The sequence below is a fragment of the Peribacillus sp. YIM B13472 genome (assembly GCF_042788005.1).
Lineage (GTDB): Bacteria > Bacillota > Bacilli > Bacillales > DSM-1321 > Peribacillus > Peribacillus simplex_E.
Window position 1 is genome coordinate 64,162 of record NZ_JBHZPG010000016.1, and the last position, 20,374, is coordinate 84,535.

22 protein-coding genes are annotated in these 20,374 nt (G+C 41.2%); 5 read left to right on the forward strand and 17 right to left on the reverse strand.

Features of this window, described 5'->3' with window-relative positions; translation table 11 throughout:
* Positions 1-7: 7 nt before the first annotated feature.
* A complete protein-coding gene (locus tag ACFX4I_RS14110) occupies positions 8-1,180 on the reverse strand; it encodes a toxic anion resistance protein (RefSeq protein ID WP_377421346.1) in 1,173 nt (390 codons plus the stop codon).
* Positions 1,177-1,833 carry a 5-bromo-4-chloroindolyl phosphate hydrolysis family protein gene (locus tag ACFX4I_RS14115; protein WP_214788135.1) on the reverse strand — a complete coding sequence of 219 codons (657 nt, stop codon included), beginning with the start codon at positions 1,831-1,833 and terminating at the stop codon, positions 1,177-1,179. Before ACFX4I_RS14115 ends, ACFX4I_RS14110 begins: the two co-directional genes overlap by 4 nt.
* Positions 1,834-2,188: 355 nt before the next feature.
* Between ACFX4I_RS14115 and ACFX4I_RS14120 the strand changes: the two genes are divergently transcribed.
* Positions 2,189-2,521, forward strand: a complete 333-nt coding sequence (locus ACFX4I_RS14120; RefSeq protein WP_214788295.1) for a coiled-coil domain-containing protein — start codon at positions 2,189-2,191, stop codon at positions 2,519-2,521.
* Positions 2,522-2,807: 286 nt separating this feature from the next.
* On the opposite strand, the gene ACFX4I_RS14125 is transcribed toward ACFX4I_RS14120, so the two are convergent.
* The 3 genes from ACFX4I_RS14125 to ACFX4I_RS14135 are packed head-to-tail and all read right to left on the reverse strand — an operon-like array spanning position 2,808 to position 4,749.
* Positions 2,808-3,035, reverse strand: a complete 228-nt coding sequence (locus ACFX4I_RS14125; protein WP_230301297.1) for a group-specific protein — start codon at positions 3,033-3,035, stop codon at positions 2,808-2,810.
* Positions 3,036-3,079: 44 nt separating this feature from the next.
* Complete coding sequence (locus tag ACFX4I_RS14130; protein ID WP_230301298.1) at positions 3,080-4,357, reverse strand: ammonium transporter; 1,278 nt, start codon at positions 4,355-4,357, stop codon at positions 3,080-3,082.
* Positions 4,354-4,749 (reverse strand): hypothetical protein, encoded by a 396-nt coding sequence (locus ACFX4I_RS14135; protein WP_377421349.1) that lies wholly within the window; start codon positions 4,747-4,749, stop codon positions 4,354-4,356. Before ACFX4I_RS14135 ends, ACFX4I_RS14130 begins: the two co-directional genes overlap by 4 nt.
* A gap of 269 nt (positions 4,750-5,018) precedes the next feature.
* Here ACFX4I_RS14135 and ACFX4I_RS14140 point away from each other — a divergent pair, with 269 nt between their 5' ends.
* From ACFX4I_RS14140 to ACFX4I_RS14155, 4 genes are all read left to right on the forward strand, one after another.
* Positions 5,019-5,222 carry a DUF1657 domain-containing protein gene (locus tag ACFX4I_RS14140; RefSeq protein WP_057278507.1) on the forward strand — a complete coding sequence of 68 codons (204 nt, stop codon included), beginning with the start codon at positions 5,019-5,021 and terminating at the stop codon, positions 5,220-5,222.
* 367 nt (positions 5,223-5,589) lie between these two features.
* Positions 5,590-6,594: a stage V sporulation protein AD gene (gene spoVAD / locus ACFX4I_RS14145; protein WP_377421351.1), complete on the forward strand. Its 1,005-nt coding sequence runs from the start codon at positions 5,590-5,592 to the stop codon at positions 6,592-6,594.
* A 235-nt stretch (positions 6,595-6,829) separates the two neighbouring features.
* A complete protein-coding gene (locus tag ACFX4I_RS14150; protein WP_076372773.1) occupies positions 6,830-7,036 on the forward strand; it encodes a DUF1657 domain-containing protein in 207 nt (68 codons plus the stop codon).
* 29 nt (positions 7,037-7,065) lie between these two features.
* Complete coding sequence (locus tag ACFX4I_RS14155) at positions 7,066-7,926, forward strand: DUF421 domain-containing protein (RefSeq protein ID WP_230301300.1); 861 nt, start codon at positions 7,066-7,068, stop codon at positions 7,924-7,926.
* A gap of 8 nt (positions 7,927-7,934) precedes the next feature.
* On the opposite strand, the gene ACFX4I_RS14160 is transcribed toward ACFX4I_RS14155, so the two are convergent.
* The 12 genes from ACFX4I_RS14160 to ACFX4I_RS14215 all read right to left on the reverse strand — a co-directional run bounded on the left by ACFX4I_RS14160 (position 7,935) and on the right by ACFX4I_RS14215 (position 20,374).
* Positions 7,935-8,570: a YitT family protein gene (locus tag ACFX4I_RS14160; RefSeq protein ID WP_309519378.1), complete on the reverse strand. Its 636-nt coding sequence runs from the start codon at positions 8,568-8,570 to the stop codon at positions 7,935-7,937.
* A 331-nt stretch (positions 8,571-8,901) separates the two neighbouring features.
* Positions 8,902-10,272: a 23S rRNA (uracil(1939)-C(5))-methyltransferase RlmD gene (gene rlmD / locus ACFX4I_RS14165; protein WP_309519377.1), complete on the reverse strand. Its 1,371-nt coding sequence runs from the start codon at positions 10,270-10,272 to the stop codon at positions 8,902-8,904.
* 452 nt (positions 10,273-10,724) lie between these two features.
* The gene (locus ACFX4I_RS14170) at positions 10,725-11,300 is read right to left on the reverse strand and encodes a GNAT family N-acetyltransferase (protein ID WP_230301302.1); all 576 of its coding nucleotides are present in this window, start codon (positions 11,298-11,300) and stop codon (positions 10,725-10,727) included.
* A gap of 62 nt (positions 11,301-11,362) precedes the next feature.
* On the reverse strand, positions 11,363-12,277 hold the full coding sequence (locus ACFX4I_RS14175) for a diacylglycerol kinase (protein ID WP_230301303.1): 915 nt from the start codon (positions 12,275-12,277) through the stop codon (positions 11,363-11,365).
* A 179-nt stretch (positions 12,278-12,456) separates the two neighbouring features.
* Complete coding sequence (locus ACFX4I_RS14180) at positions 12,457-13,383, reverse strand: LiaF transmembrane domain-containing protein (RefSeq protein ID WP_377421354.1); 927 nt, start codon at positions 13,381-13,383, stop codon at positions 12,457-12,459.
* Positions 13,380-14,450 carry a hypothetical protein gene (locus tag ACFX4I_RS14185; RefSeq protein WP_230301305.1) on the reverse strand — a complete coding sequence of 357 codons (1,071 nt, stop codon included), beginning with the start codon at positions 14,448-14,450 and terminating at the stop codon, positions 13,380-13,382. Before ACFX4I_RS14185 ends, ACFX4I_RS14180 begins: the two co-directional genes overlap by 4 nt.
* The gene (locus tag ACFX4I_RS14190) at positions 14,443-14,910 is read right to left on the reverse strand and encodes a hypothetical protein (protein ID WP_230301306.1); all 468 of its coding nucleotides are present in this window, start codon (positions 14,908-14,910) and stop codon (positions 14,443-14,445) included. The genes ACFX4I_RS14185 and ACFX4I_RS14190 overlap by 8 nt, the downstream gene beginning before the upstream one ends.
* Positions 14,907-15,449, reverse strand: coding sequence for a sigma-70 family RNA polymerase sigma factor (locus tag ACFX4I_RS14195; protein WP_260397999.1), 543 nt, complete (start codon positions 15,447-15,449; stop codon positions 14,907-14,909). Before ACFX4I_RS14195 ends, ACFX4I_RS14190 begins: the two co-directional genes overlap by 4 nt.
* A gap of 168 nt (positions 15,450-15,617) precedes the next feature.
* Positions 15,618-17,045, reverse strand: a complete 1,428-nt coding sequence (gene gatB, locus ACFX4I_RS14200) for an Asp-tRNA(Asn)/Glu-tRNA(Gln) amidotransferase subunit GatB (RefSeq protein WP_377421357.1) — start codon at positions 17,043-17,045, stop codon at positions 15,618-15,620.
* 12 nt (positions 17,046-17,057) lie between these two features.
* Positions 17,058-18,518, reverse strand: coding sequence for an Asp-tRNA(Asn)/Glu-tRNA(Gln) amidotransferase subunit GatA (gatA, locus tag ACFX4I_RS14205; RefSeq protein ID WP_230301323.1), 1,461 nt, complete (start codon positions 18,516-18,518; stop codon positions 17,058-17,060).
* A gap of 12 nt (positions 18,519-18,530) precedes the next feature.
* Positions 18,531-18,821, reverse strand: coding sequence for an Asp-tRNA(Asn)/Glu-tRNA(Gln) amidotransferase subunit GatC (gene gatC, locus ACFX4I_RS14210; RefSeq protein WP_076372748.1), 291 nt, complete (start codon positions 18,819-18,821; stop codon positions 18,531-18,533).
* A 383-nt stretch (positions 18,822-19,204) separates the two neighbouring features.
* Positions 19,205-20,374, reverse strand: coding sequence for a CamS family sex pheromone protein (locus tag ACFX4I_RS14215; RefSeq protein WP_230301308.1), 1,170 nt, complete (start codon positions 20,372-20,374; stop codon positions 19,205-19,207).

Below are 20,374 nucleotides of genomic sequence, written 5' to 3' on the forward strand. Positions count from 1 at the left end.
TCTCCCCTTATCCCTTTATCTCTAATAGTTTCTGTTTCAGTTCATTTTCCATTGAAGCCAATTCCTGTTCGGCTTGTCGGCGTTTATGCCTTCCTTCTTCTTGAATCCGCATGGTTTCCTCAAGCGTGGAAATCAAGTTAGCTTGAGTATTCTTTAATGTTTCGATATCGACAAGTCCGCGCTCATTTTCTTTTGCCGTTTCAATGGTATTCGTTTTCAGCATCTCAGAGTTCTTCAGTAACAAGTCATTTGTAGTCTTGGAAACTTGCTTTTGTGCTTCTACAGCATGCCTTTGCCTGATTAAGGTCAATGCAATCGCAACCTGATTTTTCCAAAGGGGAATGGCTGTCATGATCGAAGATTGTATTTTCTCGACTAGTGCCTGATTCGTGTTTTGGATCAGCCTGATTTGCGGTGCGCTTTGAATCGTGATTTCGCGACTCAATTTCAAATCATGAAGCCTTTTATCCAACCGTTCAGCAAATTGCAGCATATCATTGACTTCCTGAAACTTCATTTGATCATTGCTTGATTCAGCGGACTTCCTTAGCTCCGGAATCGTTTTTCCATGGATTTCTTCGAGTTTAATTTCCCCTGCTGCAATATAGACATTCAATGCCTGGAAGTAATCCTTATTCGTTTCATATAGCTTTTCAAGGATTACGATATCCGATAGCAGGATATTCTTACTCCGATCGAGTTTCACACTGATTCGATCAATTTGGGCACCAGTTTTTTGATATTTGGATAGCACTTCCTGTACAGATCCCGAGAGCTTCCCGAACATACGCGCAAAGAAAGAGGGCTTATCCGGTTTTAGCTCATCCGGGCTCAGCTCGTTTAACTTTTTCATTAAATCACTGATAATGTTGCCCACTTCACCCACATCTTTTTTCTGGACATGCTCAAGCATGGAATTAGAAAAGGTCAGGAGCTTTGTTTGGGCGGGTGTACCATAGGATATCATCGCCTGATGATTCGTTGGGTCGATTTGTTCGGCAAGCTGATATGCCTTTGCCCTGTTCTCTTCAGGAATGACATCAATCAGTTTAACCGGTTTCGCTTCCTTTGAAGATACTTTCTCCAGCTCCTGCACCCCATCAAATGGATTGGCTAAAAGATCATCGATCAAACTGGCATTATTCGTTTTATTCAACAGGTTTGGATCATTGTTATTCATTTTAACCTCCTGCTTTCATCAATTACTTGTGACTCTTTTCTAGTTTTAATGGATTGCTTAGCAACATCCAATTCGAAGTTAAGGTTATCGATATCATCAGCAATCACTTTATATAAATCCTTTTCTATCGTATTAGTGAGTTCCTTTAAAGTTTTGCGAGTCTCTGTTAAGGAGAGTTCGAGTTCCCTATTCTTTTTTGGCTGCTGTGCTAAAAAAACATATTTCTCGGCAAGCTCCATGGCGGAATCCAGATGCGAGTAATAAAATTGTTCCGCCTGGTAAAACCGCTTAGGTTCTTTTTTTGTCAGACTATATATTTTCCTGATCATTTTAATCATATCTTTCCTCTGTTTAAAAGAAGAGATATGCCTGACCGAGATTAGTGCTTTTTGAACCCGCCATATCTTCGATTTTGCTTCAATTAAATTTTTCTTTATATATTGATATTCTTTTCTCGTCAATTCATGTTTTTTGAGGTATCTTGATGAAAAATATACGGAACTTAAACAGTATGCAAGCACCCCTCCTGCTAAAGATATGACAACGGATAGGGCAAACGGTTGATTCAAGGCAAAATAGCTAATCATCCAAACCGGCAAAACCATTGGAAATGCAATCAATATCGGAACAAAATCAGCAAGAAATCGATTCATAATCATTACACTCCTGACTTACACTCTTTTCTATATATACGGATTATCCCACGGATTGGTTTCAAGATGGATTAAAAGAATTTCTCCTATCCTAAACGATATAGGAACCGGATGGTTTCTGCAAATTTATTGAAATTTTTTCCGTAAATTAACTCTTCTCCCCACTCGCATGGGCTAACGCCTAGTCACTTCACCGGAACTTACATAAGTTATAACGTATCCATCCTGATTAAAAAAAGGAGAGTTGACCATGAATTCATACGGATTTTACCCTTTTCCACAACAAAATGGAAATCACCAGTACTTTCAGTCTAATTATAACCCATATTTCCAACAGCCTGAACGATTTGATTACATGCCGCAGCAAGATTGGAACCTTCAGCAGGTACAAGAAAATCCATATGGCCAGGTGCCCGACCAATTCGATGTTGAAAGGCAGCCTCAACAACTTGAAAGAAGAGTCCGGGAACTTGAGCGTCAAAACGAGCGTCAATCGAGGGAACTCACTCGGCTGAACCAAGAAATTACAAGGATAAATCGAGAAGTGAACCGTGTAAACCAGGAAATAACCAGACTGAGTCAAAATGATCAACGTCATACGAATAGGCTGAATCGACTAAATCAAAGACTTCGTGCCGTTGAACGAAACCTTAACATCCCCTTCACCGCAACAGATGATGGTTTTTAAAGAAAAAGCAGGAGCTCCATATGGGCTCCTGCTTTTTAATTTCCCCATGCTTTTTATTGAAGACTAATCAAACGATTGATTAAATCTTTAAAGCTCCACTAAACCCTTGTCCGCGTTACTTAAAATGATTAATCAATTAAGTAGTTACAATTACTGATGCGCTGAATAAAAAGAAAATAGGAGTCAGTCACATTCCCGCGGAATCCCAAAAATATTTCACAGAAGATTCCATAATGAAAAAAAACAAAAAAGACCGGGAGTCATACTTGCACTCCCGTTTTATCATTTACAACATTATTCGTTTCAACTTTCCGTTCCTAGATTCCTGTTCCTCCTGGGTAGACAAGTCATACTTCTTCAATAGATGAAAAAGTTCATTCAATGTTTCCTGCGAATTCCCTTTTTCAAGATATCGATCTAATGTTTGACTCAATTCGGTTGGTAAAAATCCCTTTTGACTCTCAAATTTCAGCCTGACATCTTGTTGCGAATGATTAAGATTGCATGCACCCATTTAAAATTCACCTCTTATTTGATTCTACCATTGTATTATAGACATTACCTTGTCAATTCTTCATCCTGCTTATAGTAGTCCTCTACCTTGATGAACTCCGGCGAGGTATGTGTGGCCATGATGCCATGATAACTGATATCCAACCCAAGTTCTTCTTCTTCTTCAGTGGACCTTATAGGCAGCCAAACATTTATAACTTTAAAAACGAGCCATGTCACTGAAAAGCCCCAGATGCATAACACCAATAATCCTAACGTCTGAACTCCGAGCAAATGCCATCCCCCACCTGCAAACAATCCGTTTTCAGTTGAAAAAAGCCCTACCGCTATCGTACCCCACATTCCTGATGCTGCATGAACAGGAAAGGCACCAACCGGATCATCGATTTTTCGGGCTTCCAACCAATTTGTCGCAGCTAACATCAACATTCCAGAAACTCCGCCAATCAGTAACGCTGCCAGATCACTAACGAATGCACATCCAGCTGTAATCCCGACAAGTCCTGCAAGTGAGCCATTGATGACGGAAGGTGCATCCGAGCGTCCATATCTAAATAGTGTATAAAGCAAGGTCACCGCTCCCCCTGATGCAGCTGAGAGCATCGTGACAATGGCAATATGGCCAATGCGTACATCTGTAGCCTGCAAGGTACTTCCTGCATTAAACCCAAACCAGCCAAACCATAAAAGGAATGCCCCGACAGATGCCAGTGGGAGATTACTCGGCAGCGAAATGGAGCTAGTCCCCCGTGAAGTGAATTTACCTGCTCTCGGACCGATTACAATGGCAGCCGCAAGTGCAGAAAAACCGCCTAGTGCATGAATGACCGCAGACCCTGCGAAGTCCTGCATGCCCAACCCGCTTAACCAGCCACCACCCCATACCCAGTGACCGGCAATCGGATAGATGAATGCCGTCATCATTACGACAAAAATAAGATACGCCCGAAAATTAATCCTTTCTGCAACCGCTCCAGAAACTATCGAAATAACGGCGATGACGAATGCGCCTTGAAATAACCAAAATGCATCCATGGAAATCGTAAGGTCGATGTGCGACAAATCGCCTTTCAGCAGAAAACCACTTGCCCCAATTGTTCCAAATGCATCCGTTCCATACATTAAGCCAAAACCAACTACGAAATAGCAAAGCGTTCCGATCGTAATATCAGCAAAAACCTTCATGATGATATTCACATTATTCTTCGTACGGACGAACCCTGCCTCCAATAAAGCAAACCCGCCCTCCATTAATAGAATCATGGCTGCTGTCAGAACCACCCAAACCGTATCCAATCCAGCGTTTAACGTTTCTAGAGTCATCTTGGTGTTCCCTCCGCTTTCTGCCAGTCCATTATTTCTTTAATGATGTCTGATGGTAAATTCATTTCCCGTTTTTCCGTTTCAGATTCGAGTAAACCGATCACCTGATTTAAAAAAGCAACCTTCTGTTTTATCATCTCAATTTTTTTATATCTATCTTTAACATTCACCAAATGCTCAACGGCCTGGTGATGACTTGGGACACGCCCTGTAAAAAAACGTTTAAATGGTGATAGGGATTGATACCAAGCTTCCTCAGCTCTTCGTTTTTGCTCATATTTATGTATTTTACCTTTGATCGATTCAATTTCCGACTCCTGCTTGCTTTTATAAAATAGCAGGCCTTTTAACACCTCTTCAGATGAAATTTCAAAAACAACTCTACCATACAAATCGTCTCGAATATAAATGTCATATCACCTCACGTAATCACGTTATGTTTTCTGTAATTATATTAAGAATTCTGAATTCAGTCAATAATTAAACAGTAAAAACAATTTACGTAACAAATAGGCGGAGAATGATATTAACTACACTTCCGCCTGTTCCTTTCCATTAATCAAACGTTTGATTAATTCAATTCCTAGATAAATTTGGAAGGTATAGATAATCATTTTTTTCTTACTCTAATAAGGCAGTTACAAACTAGGGAGGTTCATACATGACAGTAATAAACGATGTTAAAACAACTATAGCAGGGCTAAAAAGCGCTCAAGCGAGCTTCGAAACTTTCGCCCTTTCCACAGATAATGAGCAAGCCAAACAACTATACCAACAAGCTGCCCAACAAACACAAACGATTGTGGACAGCATCACGCCTCGGATTGAAGAGATTCAAAACGAGGAACCTCAATATAAACAATAATCATTCATATAAAAAAGGTTGGTTAAAGCAACCAGCCTTTTTTATATCTTTATTCCATAAGGAGAATGAAACTTTCATTCTTTTTTCTATAAGACAGATTTTTTAATAAAAGGACGGGGCTTGAATATATACCATAGGGTTACATACAAGCAATTTAATAACTGCAGGAAAATCAAGCCCAAAGCTAATGAAACAGGACGAAGTCGCTGAAGCTATTAATTCATACGCTTAAAAATTTTCGTAAACCGGTCGTTTAGAATTTGATTGGCATGAATAAAAGGATTTTAAAAGGAATTGGCTGAAGGATCTATGTTATTCCAAGGTTTTATCTTAACACTGACAATACTCTACAATGAGGTGGTTTATAATGCTTACGGGGCATCGCACATGGGTGTTTGATCAAAAGCCTGTCATCGTCTCCACAGGAACCGTTGGCGGTCCATTTGAAGCAGAAGGCTTGCTTGCGGATGATTTCGATCTTCTCCATTCCGATTTATGGATAAATCAAGATACCTATGAAAAGGCACATAAAGTCTTATTGGAAGAAGCGAGTACAAAAGCAATCGAAAAGGCGGGTCTTCAAAAGGAACAGATTCAATTTTTCCTTGGAGGCGACCTTATCAATCAAATAACCCCTACGAGTTTTGCCTGTCGTACACTGGGAACACCTTATCTCGGCTTATTTGGTGCTTGCTCCACCTCCATGGAGGGACTGGCTCTCGGTGCATACCTTGTCAATACCAAAGGGGCAGAGTACTTATTGACAGGAGCATCAAGTCATAACGCCGCAGTAGAAAAGCAATTTCGCTACCCAACTGAATACGGAGGGCAAAAACCCCCAACAGCCCAATGGACCGTTACGGGGGCAGGAGTGGCTTTATTAAGCAGTGCCGGGGAAGGCCCAAGGGTCACTTCAGCTACGATAGGCCGGGTCATCGACATGGGATTGACTGATCCTTTCAATATGGGCGGTGCCATGGCCCCAGCTGCTGTAGATACGATTGAAGCCCATTTAAGAGAACGGAACCTCGACCCATCCTATTATGATTTAATAGTGACCGGGGATTTAGGAAAGATTGGACATGAAATTTCTCTGGCATTATTTGAAAAACATGGTACGCCGATTAAAGAAGAGCAATATAAAGATTGCGGTTTAATGATATACAGGGATGGTCAACCAGTCTTGTCCGGGGCAAGCGGCCCAGGATGTTCCGCAACCGTTGTTTATGGTCATTTATTAAATCGCATGAAAAAGGGAGAAATAAAACGATTGCTCGTCGTGGCTACCGGTGCCTTATTATCTCCCCTATCCTTTCAACAAAGTGAGACGATCCCATGCATTGCCCATGCCGTTTCGATTGAATATGAATGAATGACAACCATGATTCACTTGTGTAATCGGTGCATATAAGGGTTGAAGTGCCTGCTCATTCGGATGAACATTCGCATGCTGCGGACATTGTTTTCGGGAGCGTTAGCGGATGCGAAAAAGCATGGATCGATCGGTTGTTGTCACTGGCACGATTGAAGTAACCAGTGCCGGGAAAAACAGCTTCGGAGTGTTACAAGCCATTATATTTAGATCCAAAGGATAAGGAGGATGCTGTATGACGATAGCTTCTAATGTAAAACAATGTGTCTCTAGCCTCAAAGGAGTTGAAGCAGGTTTATCCAGCTTAGCACTCCGGACTCAAGATGATGAATCTAAACGCATCTTGCATGAAACGATGCTGGTGGTGAATGAAGTTATGAAGGATGTACAGAAGCGCGTGGGAGAGTTAGAACGGGAAGAACCACAATATAAAGGTTTTTAATTACACTGATCAAGCAGGAGGTGTTTGGCATGACGGGTTCGATAGAAATTATTTTGCGTTCATTTTTCTTTTTAATTGTTCTTTTTTTGATCACAAAAGTGTTAGGAAAAAAACAATTATCCCAGCTCTCCTTTTTTGAATATGTAACGGGCATAACCATCGGTAATGTTGGGGCAGAATTAGCTACGAAAGTGGAGGGCAGTATAATACATGGTGTACTGTCCATTCTTGTTTTTGCCATAGCACCCTTCATTGCAGGATTAATATCCCTAAAAAGTAAAACTTTCCGTGATCTTGTGGAAGGAAAAGCATCGGTTTTCATCAAAGATGGGAAAGTCATGGAAGATAATTTAAAAAAAGAGAAATATACCATCGATGAATTGTTAGGATTGCTCCGAAAAAAGGATGTCTTCGATATTTCTGAAGTTGAGTTTGCCTTATTGGAAGCCGACGGGGATTTTTCCGTAATGTTAAAGAAGCAAAATCAACCTATAACACCTAAGGACCTTAATCTTGCAGTGGCTGCAGTAAAGGAGCCACAAACTATCATTATGGACGGCAGCATACTTGATGAACCGCTTTCCACGATTGGACTGAACCGAAATTGGCTTCTTACTGAACTGGATAAGTTGGGTGTAATCCTTGATAATGTGTTTCTTGCTCAAGCTAATTCCAACGGGGAATTAACTGTGGACCTTTTTGATGATAAACTTAAAGTTCCTTCTCCTCAAGAAAAACCTCTTATGCTCGCGACCTTGAAAAAATGCCAAGCGGACTTAGAGTTGTTTGCACTAGGAACTGAATCAAAGGAAGCTAAAGAGATGTTTAGCAAAAATAGCGAAAAGCTGCAAAGGGCAATAGATGAAGTGGCCCATATCTTAAGGAACTGATTAGATATTCAATTCCTCACTTTCATAAGCGAAGTGATCAGTCCAATGATGATGATCGTCACACATGAAAAAAGAAAAATTTCGATACCTAAGGTGAATGCTGCAGCTGAAATGATCAGTGTATCTATGACGATAATCGCCAATGCAATATCCATGGAAGTAGACTTCGAGATAATTTTGGCTAACATATCCGTCCCCCCGCTGCTTGTCTCATATCGAAGCATGAGACCTATGCCCATCCCTATGATGGCACCGCCAATCAAAGAGCTTGTTAGTATCGACAAGGAAAAGACCTTTTTCAATGGATTAAGCCAATCCATAAAAAGGGATGTCAGAAGCAATCCGTGAACACTGCTATAGAAAAAAGGCCGTTCATAGTACCAGGCATATAAAAATATAGGAATACTGAGGATCAACATGGATAGCCCTGTTTGAAAACCAAAGAAATAATGAAGGATGAGTGCAATCCCAATAACGCCGCCATCTATTAAATGGTGCGGAACTAAAAAGCCATTGATTCCAATACCCACCAAAAAGCTACCAACAATTACAGCAACCGCTTTTTGAAAATTAATAAAATCACCTGCCTCACATTTCATATATTCCTTACTATATGTCCAAGTCAGAGCGTCAAGAATATCCATTCAAAAAAAAATCCCCATCCTTTCACTTCAATTTAATCACGTGAAAAAGGTCCCGGTCATTGACCGGGACCCACAGTTTGTAGGGGGTTCGGAACACATATCTTTCATCACATGATGTTCCCGGACCACCTGACCAACTCCTCAGGTACGATTTCTATCTCTAAACGTTATAACAAAGTTGATCGGAGTGGGTGTGCGAAACTCCTGCTTAGAAAAGCGCGTCTGGGGGAGCCCCCTCGGAAAGCGAGTGCCTGGAGCGGAAATCAACGTCCGAATTGTACAAGCCATAAAAAACTGTAGGGCCCGGTCATTTAGACCGGGCCCCATTCCATCATTGCAACTCTAATAACACTACATTTTCAACATGTGTCGTCATTGGGAACATATCGACAGGCTGGATATCAACTGCTTTATATCCGCCTTCTTCCAAGATATGAAGATCACGCGCCAAAGTGCCTGGGTTGCATGATACGTATACGACTTTGTTTGGCTTCATCTCGATGATCGTATTCAGAAGGGACTCTTCACAACCTTTGCGAGGAGGATCCACAACGATGACATCCGCAGTGTTGCCCTTTTGATACCATTCAGCAATAACGTTACCTGCATCGCCAACCATGAATTCTGCATTTGAGATATCATTCAATTCAGCGTTGCGGCGTGCGTCTTCTATCGCTTCTTCGACCACTTCGACACCGATTACTTTTTTCGCTTTTTTAGCTAAAAATAAAGAGATGGTTCCAATGCCGCAATAGGCATCAATCACCGTTTCTTCACCAGTCAGCCCTGCATAGTCAAGAGCTTTATCATAAAGGACTTTCGTTTGGTCCGGATTGATTTGGTAGAAGGACTTTGCTGAAATCGCAAATTTCACATCACCGATCATATCATGGATCACTTCGTCGCCCCATAGTACAGTCATTTTATCGCCTAAGATAACATTCGTTTTCTTGGAATTAACGTTTTGAACGATGGATTTCACTTGCGGAAGACGTTCAACGATTTCCTTCACGATTGTTTCGATGAAAGGGATACTTTTCGTTCTTGTAACGAGAACAATCATTAATTCGCCTGTTTGCTTGCCATAACGGGCCATGATGTGCCGCAATACACCTTTATGTGCCTCTTCATTGTAAGCAGGGATACCAAGTTTACTGAAAATCTCTTTAACAACTTGAACGGCTTCATTGATCACTTCATTTTGGATAATGCTTTCTTTCGTTTCAACAATTTCATGTGTCCGCGGTTTGAAGAACCCTGCTATTAGCTTGCCAGCCTTTTCACCAACAGGCACTTGCGCTTTATTACGATAATGGGTCGGATTCTCCATCCCGATGATCGGGTGAACCTTCACATCCTCAAGTTTCCCAATGCGTGTCATCACTTCACGCACTTGCCTTTCCTTGAATTTCAACTGTCCTTCATAGCTCATATGCTGCAGCTGACAACCACCGTATTTATGGTAATCTTCAGTCGTGACCTCAACCCGGTATGGACTGTTTTCGATAATCTCCATCAAGCGTCCGAAGCCATAACCTTTATTAGCCTTCATCACTTTAATTTTTGCTTTTTCACCTGGAAGGGCGCTCTGAACAAAGATCGGGTAGCCATCGACTTTAGCGACGCCAGCTCCTTCATGTGTTAAATCTTCAAATAAAACCTCTATAATATCATTTTTAGCAACTGGTGCTGTTTTTTTCATATCATCTTCTCTTTTCTTTTTTATGCTAGCCTGTATTTTACCACAATAGAGGCTTCGCCACAAAACCACTCACCAAATTACCCGGGTTTTCATAAAAATATAGTGGAAGGAATTTACGGATTTTTCAAGTTCCATGAATAAAAGTTCAATAAAAAATGAAAAATAAGGAAAAACAGATGAGGTGAGGAAATGGGTTTATTTAACTCTATATCGGCCTGGAATACTACAAGGTTAGAAAAACACCGAGCAAGTATGGAAGAAAAAGGCCTCTGTCCGGATTGTTACGGACGTGGATACAGCTCCTTCGTACCTACGGAATATCATTTTTCCGATATACACGACTGTCCCGGCTGTAATGGCACCGGAGCTTACTCTGATTGGGCAGACATGAACGGGCAGCAAATGTAATCGCATACAATGCCAAATTTCAAGTGACTAAAAAGGACCCCCTGTTAAACAGGAGGTTCTTCTATTTCCTTCACCATATAGCGAAATTCATGGCCACTAATCGAAATGGTTTTCATTTCCATATATCCTAATCTGCTATAGAGACGATTCGCAGCTTCATTTTCATTTTCAACGACTAAAGAAATTCTTGGATATCCTTTATGTTTAGCGTATCCCTCTACATATTGAATCAGTGCACTACCAATTCCTTTTCCTTGAAAATTCGGGTCAACGGACACAGTATCCAAATAAAAGTCTCTCATTTCCGCTTCCTTATCGAGCGTAACGCTTGGGTCTTTCATTTTCATCCTTAATTGTTTCACTATCGGTTCATCCAAGCTTTCGGCATCCTTGCCATGGTAAGCAATGATCAATCCAGATACTTGTCCATCATGTTCACTGACAAGCGTATTTTCATAGCTGATCCGATTCCCACTTTTCCTGAACAAATCAGCAAGAACGGAAAGTATTCTTTCTTCTTCCGTTTCACCTGTCAAAACCTCTGCAATTTCCTTAATCGCTAACCGGGTCAATACGGCTGCCTTGTCCGCATCTTCCGGTGTCGCTTTCCTGATATACATGTTTGCAATTCTCCTTGCTTCATTAAACTGAAAAGGCCACCAGATTCAGTGGCCTTTTCACCCTATTTATTTGCCGGATCGTCCGGCAGTATTCCTTGCGGGATGAATACATCAAAATGGCGGTACTGATTTACGAATTCAGCTGGGGCCATCCCGCCAAATTCCCCATCCAAATTAAGCATCATGTCCTTTTTGGCATGTACTTTAATTCGATTGGCCTTTTCATAAATGACATTTTTATCATGGATATGCTCACCGCGCATTGCCAATGTCGCGACACGGACAATATCAGCGAGGTTTGCCTTTTTCAAAATAAGCAACGTGAACATACCATCATTCAAAGAGGCGTCAGGAGCCAGTTTCTCGAAGCCGCCGACTGAATTCGTGTTAGCCACCAAGAAAAGCATGATCTCTCCTTCAAAAAGCTTTCCATCATATTCAATAGATACTTCCGTCGGCTTAATTGAAGGAAGCATTTCAATTCCTTTAATATAGTACGCTAGCTGACCAAGCATGGTTTTCAGCTTGATCGGCACGTCGTAGGTCAATTCGGTCAATCTGCCTCCGCCAGCAATATTGATGAAATACTTATCATTCATTTTCCCAATATCGACTGGCATCGTATGCCCACCGGCAATAATTTCGGCTGCCCCTTCGATCGTCTTCGGTAAATGCAGCGCCCGCGCGAAATCATTAGTCGTTCCCGTCGGAATGATTCCTAGTTTCGGACGTTTCTCTGCAGTGGCCAGTCCATTAACAACCTCATAAATCGTACCGTCGCCCCCTGCTGCAATTACTATATCATAGCCGCGTTCAATCGCTATCTTAGCCGCTTTCGTCGCATCCCCAGCACCGGTCGTTGCATGTGCAGAAGCTTCATAACCAGCTTCTTCAAGTTTTGCTAGCACACCTGGCAGGCTCTTCTTAATGGCTTCCCGGCCCGAAGTCGGGTTGTAAATCAACCTTGCTCTTTTCATTTCCCATCATCCTTATACATATTGATTCCATAATTTACATCTTAATCCTTCGTTACATGAAAAGCAATATTCGAAAAAAAGAGGACCTTATTTCGGCCCATATCTTTTGCATTTTACTAGAAATCGTATCAGGGAAATTATAATGCTTTTTACAATTTTATTCTAGTAAATGATTTCAATCATGGATATTGAACATTCACGTTAAATGTATCAGTAACCGTTAAAGTATGTTTCCCTTTACCAATATTGAATATCCCATTCCTTTTTACAATGCCTTCTTCACTTGTTTCTTCATTCACTTCAGTCATCTTCCAACTATTCTGAGGTCCTTCAAGTTCCTCGACCCCTCTAGCATCTATCTTGATATCACTATTATCCTGAAGGAATACACTTAGATTACCGCTATCCTTCACACTCCAGTCATTCAACAGTTTTCTAGGCTTCAAGACAAGATCGGTACTTTGTCCGTCTATCTCCACTGCCAACTCAGCAGGGATTATAAGAGTTGCCTTAAGATTCTTTGTACCACTGTCCAAAAGTCCATTTTGAATCGGCAAATCCTTGAAGCTAATATAAAGCGTATCACCATTTCTCTCAACGAGTAAATAATCTTCCGCCTTCTTCAACAACGAATCTTCATCTTTCATTACCCGCACACCATATGTTCCAAAAACGGAAACATCTCCGTCATGACCACTTTCAATAGTCAATGGGTATGTACCAGAGTCCAGGACAACTCTCTGTATGCCTTTCCCTGCCTTTTGATTGAAACCAGGTAAATTCACCGTTTTCTCTTCACTATTCACGGCAGCCCTCACTTGATCCATCAATCCGCTTGATGTTAGCAGAATTAAAACTATTCCCGTCGTTCCAAGCAATCCCACGAAAAGAATGCTAAGAATATCATACTTTACAAAAGAACTTTCTTTTCTGGAAAAATAAGTATATAAGAGAATCTCTGCACCCAAGATAATGAACAGTAACGGCCACCATGATAGCAGAATCGTCGTCAAATTCATATCCGCAATTTGAGAAACCAGTAAAACCAAACCCAAACCAACCAGGGAGATCCCCATTGAAATCGTTCCGACTCTCCATGTTCTCATTTTGTCTCCTCCTTGGCTCTCCCTTTTTTACTTTCCGACAGCAATTTGATTCCCCCGCCTATAAGAAGGATGCATACAAGACCTTTTTGAAAGTAATCTCTAAACCAGTATTCCAAGTTGCTTCCAATCCATTCATCTAAATGAGGAGCAATGGCCGGGACGATTATATTACTAGCCAAGAAATAGATTCCAAGTCCCACCAATCCCAATCCTACCCATTTTTGATGATTGACCATTCCCGAAATGATGGGCGTATCTTCTACTGGACCCTCTTCCATTTTCGAGGCTTTTTGCAATCCATCAAAAAAACTATAAAACCAGATAATCGGAATAAGGAAAAAGAAGAAACCTAACCGGAGTAAATCAAGTATATAAATGGCGAATAAAAAGCCGGCCATCAATTGTATCCCACGTTTTTGCAGCCCCAAATATAAGTGACCTGCACCAGGGAAAATAGCGAGTAAAGTCGCGACCGATTTACTCTTCTTCCCAGATTCCCGTCTCTCCTCGAAATCTTCCAAAACGGTCCGATCGATAAGCTCCTCACCTCTTTGCTTTTTATTTAGCTGTTGAACAGAATCAAAAAAGCTGTAAATCCAGATAACAGGCAATAGTGCCATGAATATTAACAGACCTTCCATTTGTGTCATCACACTGATGAATATCACCATGATGCCAAGGCCTAAAAAGCCGATGAGAAAAATAAGCCCACGGTTCATGAGGCCCAGCTGAAAATGCCCTAATCCAGGAACGAATGAAAGGATGATTACATAAAATCTTTCCGCTTCCGGCTGATCTGCCATTCCCCCTACATCCTCTTCACTTTTAGGATTCCTCAGTGAGGTGACCACCAAATCAAATATACTGATGAAATAAAACACCATTCCAATAATGGAAAAAGCCAGAAACGCATCCGATTGACTGATCAACGAAAGAAAAAGACCACCAAGTCCCAATCCAGCCGTGGCAAGAAAATAAAATAACCCTTTATATTTCCTTCCTAGGTAAAAATGTCCGAAACCTGGCAAAAAAGATAATAAAAAAGCTAATACCGGACTTTTATTCATTTCTAAACCCCTCCTTATTTTTCTTTTCGATAGTTTCCATCCAATTAAATGTTTTATCAATAAGTCCATCGGTTAAGGACTGCATTTCCCTTTCACTGCTTGATTCCACAGAATCCACGTATTCTGTCAATGATTGAAATACTCCGCCTGCCATTAATAAGATCGTAAACCCGGCCGCAATCAGGTAATGTCTTGTTATCGTCCGAAGTGATTTCTCTTTTCGGTGTTGCTTTTCCTCTTCAACAGAGCCGCCTTTCATTCGGCTAATCGAGTCCATGACAGGACCTGCAATATCAAATCCTTCGATGTCCTGACTGATTTCTTCTTTTTCCATCGCTTCCATATAGGCGGACAAACACTTGTCACAGGAGTATAGATGATTTTCATATTCAATTTTTAGAGCCTCTGGTATTTTATCTGCCAAATATGCAACCCATTCTGCTTCAGGAACATGATTCATGAAAAATCCTCCTCTTTCCAGTGTTTTCTCATCCAATTTCTTGCCCGATATAGCTTTACCTCCACAGATTTCACTTGAATCTGCTGTTCCTCTGCAATTTGCTTGAATGTCTTTTCCTTTATGTAATAGCCATATACAACATCCCGATACCCCTCTGGAAGGTCATTCAGCTTCCGTAATACTTGCTTTCGCCTTTCATTCCGAAAAAATACTGCCTCGACATCATCAGTTAAGCCCAAATTAGCTTCCGATGAATGTTCGTCCTGCAATTCTTCCTTTTGGCGTTCCCTCTTTCTCTTTAAATCGATTGCATGATTGACCGCAATTCGGGTAATCCAAGTTTTGAAACCTTGGTTTTTATATTGAGGAAGAGAAGTGTAGATTTTGATAAAGACTTCCTGGGTAACATCTTCTGCATCCTTTTGATTCCGCAAGACGGAAAAGACGGTTCTATAAACCGTCTGTTTATAAGTTTCAATCAACATTCGGAATGCATGATCATTCCCAGCCCTAACCTTCTCAACTAACTCATCCGTCACTTCTCTTCCTCCTTTCCTGTTAAAACATTCATGTAATAGACGACACAAAAAGGAGTTACCCCTACAGATAACCCCCAAAAAATCAAAAATTATTTTCAAACTTTTCACAGTAAATCCTTTTCTTAATCAAGAGAAAACCGTACCACTTTAAAAGTGATACGGTCAAACTTAACGTTTATTCATTTCTTCCACCAAAATTTTATTAACAAGCTGTGGATTGGCTTGTCCTTTTGTCGCTTTCATGATCTGCCCGACAAGGAAGCCGATTGCTTTTTGTTTACCGGCCTTAAAATCTTCAATTGATTGCGGGTTATTATTCAATGCTTCTTCAACGGCTGTACGCAATGCGCCTTCATCGGAAATTTGGACTAGTCCCTTCTCCTTGACGATCGTTTCAGCATCTCCGCCGTTTTCAATCAATTCTTTGAAAACCTTTTTAGCGATTTTAGAAGAAATCGTGCCATCTTCAATCAGCTTGATCATTCCAGCCAACGATTCAGCAGTCAATTTGACATCATGCAGCTCTTTACCTTCTGCATTCAAGAAAGCGGAAACCTCACCCATGATCCAGTTAGATGCTAGTTTCGCATCCGCGCCTGAAGCGACTGTCGCTTCAAAGAAATCAGCACTTTCTTTCGTTACCGTTAAAACGGCTGCATCATATCCAGGTAAGCCGAATTCTTCGACATAACGTTTTTTCCGGGCATCCGGAAGTTCCGGAATCTCGGCAGCGATACGCGCTTTCCACTCTTCATCGATATGGATTGTCAATAAGTCCGGTTCCGGGAAGTAACGGTAATCATCGGAGCCTTCCTTAATTCGCATTAGTACCGTTCTGCCTGTAGCTTCGTCGAACCGGCGAGTTTCCTGTTCGATTATGCCGCCTTCATTCAAGATTTCCGCTTGCCGGATTTCTTCATGCTCCAATCCTTTGCGAACGAAGTTGAATGAGTTCAAGTTTTTCAATTCGGTTTTCGTACCGAATTCCTTTTGCCCGACAGGTTTCAAGGAAATGTTAGCATCACAGCGAAGTGAGCCTTCTTCCATTTTACAATCCGAAACGCCTGTGTATTGAATGATTGATTTCAACTTTTCCAGATAAGCATAAGCTTCTTCCGGGGAAGTGATATCCGGTTCAGATACGATTTCAACAAGTGGCGTACCTTGGCGGTTATAATCACAAAGTGAATAGTTCCCTTTGTGTGTCAGCTTTCCAGCATCCTCTTCCATATGAATGCGGGTAATGCCAATTTTCTTTTTCTTGCCGCCCACTTCGATCTCAATCCAACCATGCTCACCGATCGGCTGATCGAACTGTGAAATTTGGTATGCTTTAGGATTGTCCGGGTAAAAATAGTTTTTCCGGTCGAATTTCGTAATTTCCGCCACTTCGCAATTCAGGGCAATTGCAGCCTTCATTGCAAAATCAACAGCCTTTTTATTGACGACAGGCAATACTCCTGGGTAGCCTAGGTCGATTACAGTCGTGTTACTATTTGGAGCGGCACCAAAATGGTTTGGGCTCGCCGAGAAAATTTTAGAATCCGTTTTTAATTCTACGTGTACTTCTAGACCAATCACCGTTTCAAAGTCCATTTTTTTCACCCCTTACAGCTTAGGAAATTGTTTATGAAAATCTGTTGCTTGCTCAAATGCGTGAGCCGCGCGGTAAATCGTGCTTTCATCAAAATGCTTTCCAATCATTTGCAGTCCAAGCGGAAGCCCATTCGCTGCGAATCCACATGGCACGGATATACCCGGTACACCAGCAAGATTGACCGGAATCGTCAAGATATCATTTGCATACATCGTTAATGGATCGTCGACTTTCTCACCAATTTTAAATGCAGGCGTAGGTGTAGTCGGCCCAACGATGACATCGTATTTTTCAAAGACATCTTCAAAGTCTTTTTTGATTAACGTACGTACTTTTTGAGCCTTTTTATAATAAGCATCATAATAACCGGAACTTAAGGAGAACGTTCCAAGCATGATGCGGCGCTTCACTTCGTCACCGAATCCTTCTGCACGGGTTTGCTTATACATTTCTATAAGAGTTTCTGCATTATCTGTACGATGCCCGTAACGCACTCCGTCAAAACGTGAAAGGTTAGCCGAAGCTTCAGATGAAGAAAGCAGATAATAGGCAGCTAAGGCATATTTGGAATGCGGCAAGGATACCTCTTCCCACTCAGCTCCAAGCCCCTCAAGTACTTTTAACGCTTCCAGTACGGAATTACGTGCTTCTTCGCCAACGCCTTCACCAAGATATTCTTTAGGCACGGCTATTTTCAATCCTCTAACATCGCCTGTTAATGAATTCACAAAACTCGGCACGTCAACATTAGCAGAGGTCGAATCCATTGGATCTACACCTGAAATCGCTTCAAGCAAATAAGCGTTATCTTCAACCGTTCTTGTGACTGGCCCAATTTGGTCCAATGAAGACGCAAAAGCTACAAGTCCGAACCGGGAAACCCGTCCATATGTAGGTTTTAAGCCGACAACTCCACAATATGCCGCTGGTTGGCGGATCGAACCACCCGTATCGGAACCTAAAGAGAATAGGACTTCACCGGAAGCGACAGATGCAGCTGAACCACCCGAGGAACCGCCTGGCACATATTCCGTGTTCCATGGGTTGCGTGTTGCTTGAAATGCGGAGTTCTCATTAGAGGAACCCATCGCAAACTCATCCATATTCAATTTTCCGATCGTAACCGTTTCTGCTTTTTGTAGTTTTTGAACAACGGTTGCATCATAGATTGGATCAAAGTTCTCCAAAATTTTGCTCGCACAAGTCGTACGCAAATTTTTAGTGACAATATTATCCTTCACTCCGATTGGCATACCAAATAAAGCGCCTTCGTTCTCGCCTTTTACCAATTGATCATCCAATCGTTTTGCTTGACTGCGGGCGTTTTCTTCATCAAGTGTCAAAAATGCCTTCACCTTGTCCTCTACCTGTCCGATTCGCTTATACGATTCGTTAACAAGATCAGTGACACTTATCTCTTTCTTATGTAAGCGTTCATGAAGCTCAGAAACCTTTTGTTCGAACAACGACATCATTGTCCCTCCTTATTCAATTATAGATGGTACACGGATATATCCTTCTTTGCTATCCGGTGCATTTTTAACTACCTCTTCTACTGGCAATCCCGGTTTTGCGACATCTTCGCGCATAACATTCTTCATATCCAAAACGTGAGAAGTCGGGTTTACTTGATCCGTATCAAGCTCATTCAACTGCTCCGCGAATGAAATCATTTGGTCAAGCTGATGCTGAAACTGTTGTGCTTCTTCTTCCGTAATGGCCAAACGAGCCAAATGAGCAACGTGTTTAACTTGTTCCATAGAAATACGTGACATTCTCTTCACCTCCGAAAAAATATCCAAATCGACTGAATTTCGTCGCTTTTCTCCATATAATCATCGTTTAAATCATATCAAACTATTGCACAGTAAAGCAACAAGAGATACAATGTCGAAAATCAATTATTTCATAAAGAAAAAGAGATATTTTCCGGGAAATATGGGAAAGTTGCCGGAATTTCCGGGGAAATGACAATTAGGCCTGTAAAATTCGACAAATGTTCCCTCTATAATGCATTTGCTCCCTAAGATGGAAGGGTTTACTTCCTATTATATATTTTTGTTCCAGGTTAAAGGTTATTTTGAAAATTCACAAAAATAGATCCGGATTTTAAATTGGGTCGCAAAAAAAGATGAAGCCGTTAAGCTTCATCTTTTTATCATTCGTATATATGCACGGTTGGTTCGTCTTGATTTGCTTCTCGGACTATGAGCGCTTCAGGTCCATTTACAGAGGTAATGGATACCTGTACGGCAATGTAGTTAGGGAAACGTTCCATTACAAGCCCGGCAACATATTGGGTAAAGCCGATCGCTTCCGAGTTCCCATAAAATTGAATCGGGATATCGATGTTCAGACTTTGCAATTGATCATCCATATAAAACGCCCTGCCGATGACTCCGTTAAAGTTAGGGAAGTATTCTTCGACATCTTCTTTAAAGTTCGTGAAAGTATTGACGTCATCACGGTATTTTTTTTCAGCACCAGCAGAAGGAAATAGGAAATACTCTTCATTCAAGTTCGTCCATTTTCCAATATTGTCAGAGTTTTTATCGATATTTGTATAGGAAATGAAATTCCCAGGGACTACTGAGGATTTTTCATTTTGCTCGAATAAGGCAATCGTAATCGGAACATTTTTCAGCTTGTCCATTTTTCGCAGCCTCTTTAAGACTTCTGCAGCAATTTTCTCCCCTTCTTGCTTTAGCTTTTTACTATCGATTTTATTTTCATAGGTGGCACCGAATGCCTCTTTTTGATAGTAATGCACTGAATTCAAAGCAAGACCTATAACAACCCCGCCAAGGCTCACCGAATTATCCTTTGTTTTGACCAAGTAATTATGTTCTAAAATATGAGCAAGATAAATTGGATTTTCTTCATTCCGCTTATCAATGTCCCCTTTACCTGGGTCAACCGGATTCAAGCCAAGGTTCTCTGAGGCCTTCATCTTCTTTTCTTTCAACTGACTATCGGTATATTTTCTGTTCAGCCAGGAAGATATCGTGGAACTATTCAGCATTTGCCCCTCTTGAAACAGGTAATCTTCCGGGTCGAATTGGGTTTGGGCCAACCGCATCAATCCATTTTCGAATTCTTCAATGTCATATCGGGTATTTAGATTGGATACGACCAAACCGCGTGCTTTTGATGGTTCAAACGGTAGGATTGTTTGATAGTATTCTTCCGAAATTTTATACTTCGGAATAATTGCCGTTTCTTTTTTGTCTTTGGAGTCTTGAACTACCTCTTGCTTATCCTCAAAACTAGGCGCACATCCAGCAAGAAGCAGTATAAGAACCATCCCCAAAATAGAGTGTTTCCTCAT

What these genes read in the sequence shown, in the direction of transcription:
- ACFX4I_RS14125 (WP_230301297.1), bottom strand. Translation starts at nt 3,035, where the DNA reads ATGGGTGCATGCAATCTTAATCATTCGCAACAAGATGTCAGGCTGAAA.
- ACFX4I_RS14160 (WP_309519378.1), bottom strand. Translation starts at nt 8,570, where the DNA reads ATGGATATTCTTGACGCTCTGACTTGGACATATAGTAAGGAATATATG.
- ACFX4I_RS14150 (WP_076372773.1), top strand. Translation starts at nt 6,830, where the DNA reads ATGACGATAGCTTCTAATGTAAAACAATGTGTCTCTAGCCTCAAAGGA.
- ACFX4I_RS14215 (WP_230301308.1), bottom strand. Translation starts at nt 20,374, where the DNA reads ATGAGGAAACACTCTATTTTGGGGATGGTTCTTATACTGCTTCTTGCT.
- gatB (WP_377421357.1), bottom strand. Translation starts at nt 17,045, where the DNA reads ATGGACTTTGAAACGGTGATTGGTCTAGAAGTACACGTAGAATTAAAA.
- ACFX4I_RS14140 (WP_057278507.1), top strand. Translation starts at nt 5,019, where the DNA reads ATGACAGTAATAAACGATGTTAAAACAACTATAGCAGGGCTAAAAAGC.
- gatC (WP_076372748.1), bottom strand. Translation starts at nt 18,821, where the DNA reads ATGTCACGTATTTCTATGGAACAAGTTAAACACGTTGCTCATTTGGCT.
- ACFX4I_RS14120 (WP_214788295.1), top strand. Translation starts at nt 2,189, where the DNA reads ATGCCGCAGCAAGATTGGAACCTTCAGCAGGTACAAGAAAATCCATAT.
- ACFX4I_RS14155 (WP_230301300.1), top strand. Translation starts at nt 7,066, where the DNA reads ATGACGGGTTCGATAGAAATTATTTTGCGTTCATTTTTCTTTTTAATT.
- ACFX4I_RS14115 (WP_214788135.1), bottom strand. Translation starts at nt 1,833, where the DNA reads ATGAATCGATTTCTTGCTGATTTTGTTCCGATATTGATTGCATTTCCA.
- ACFX4I_RS14185 (WP_230301305.1), bottom strand. Translation starts at nt 14,450, where the DNA reads ATGAATAAAAGTCCGGTATTAGCTTTTTTATTATCTTTTTTGCCAGGT.
- ACFX4I_RS14180 (WP_377421354.1), bottom strand. Translation starts at nt 13,383, where the DNA reads ATGAGAACATGGAGAGTCGGAACGATTTCAATGGGGATCTCCCTGGTT.
- ACFX4I_RS14110 (WP_377421346.1), bottom strand. Translation starts at nt 1,180, where the DNA reads ATGAATAACAATGATCCAAACCTGTTGAATAAAACGAATAATGCCAGT.
- spoVAD (WP_377421351.1), top strand. Translation starts at nt 5,590, where the DNA reads ATGCTTACGGGGCATCGCACATGGGTGTTTGATCAAAAGCCTGTCATC.
- ACFX4I_RS14170 (WP_230301302.1), bottom strand. Translation starts at nt 11,300, where the DNA reads ATGTATATCAGGAAAGCGACACCGGAAGATGCGGACAAGGCAGCCGTA.
- rlmD (WP_309519377.1), bottom strand. Translation starts at nt 10,272, where the DNA reads ATGAAAAAAACAGCACCAGTTGCTAAAAATGATATTATAGAGGTTTTA.
- ACFX4I_RS14130 (WP_230301298.1), bottom strand. Translation starts at nt 4,357, where the DNA reads ATGACTCTAGAAACGTTAAACGCTGGATTGGATACGGTTTGGGTGGTT.
- ACFX4I_RS14175 (WP_230301303.1), bottom strand. Translation starts at nt 12,277, where the DNA reads ATGAAAAGAGCAAGGTTGATTTACAACCCGACTTCGGGCCGGGAAGCC.
- gatA (WP_230301323.1), bottom strand. Translation starts at nt 18,518, where the DNA reads ATGTCGTTGTTCGAACAAAAGGTTTCTGAGCTTCATGAACGCTTACAT.
- ACFX4I_RS14190 (WP_230301306.1), bottom strand. Translation starts at nt 14,910, where the DNA reads ATGAATCATGTTCCTGAAGCAGAATGGGTTGCATATTTGGCAGATAAA.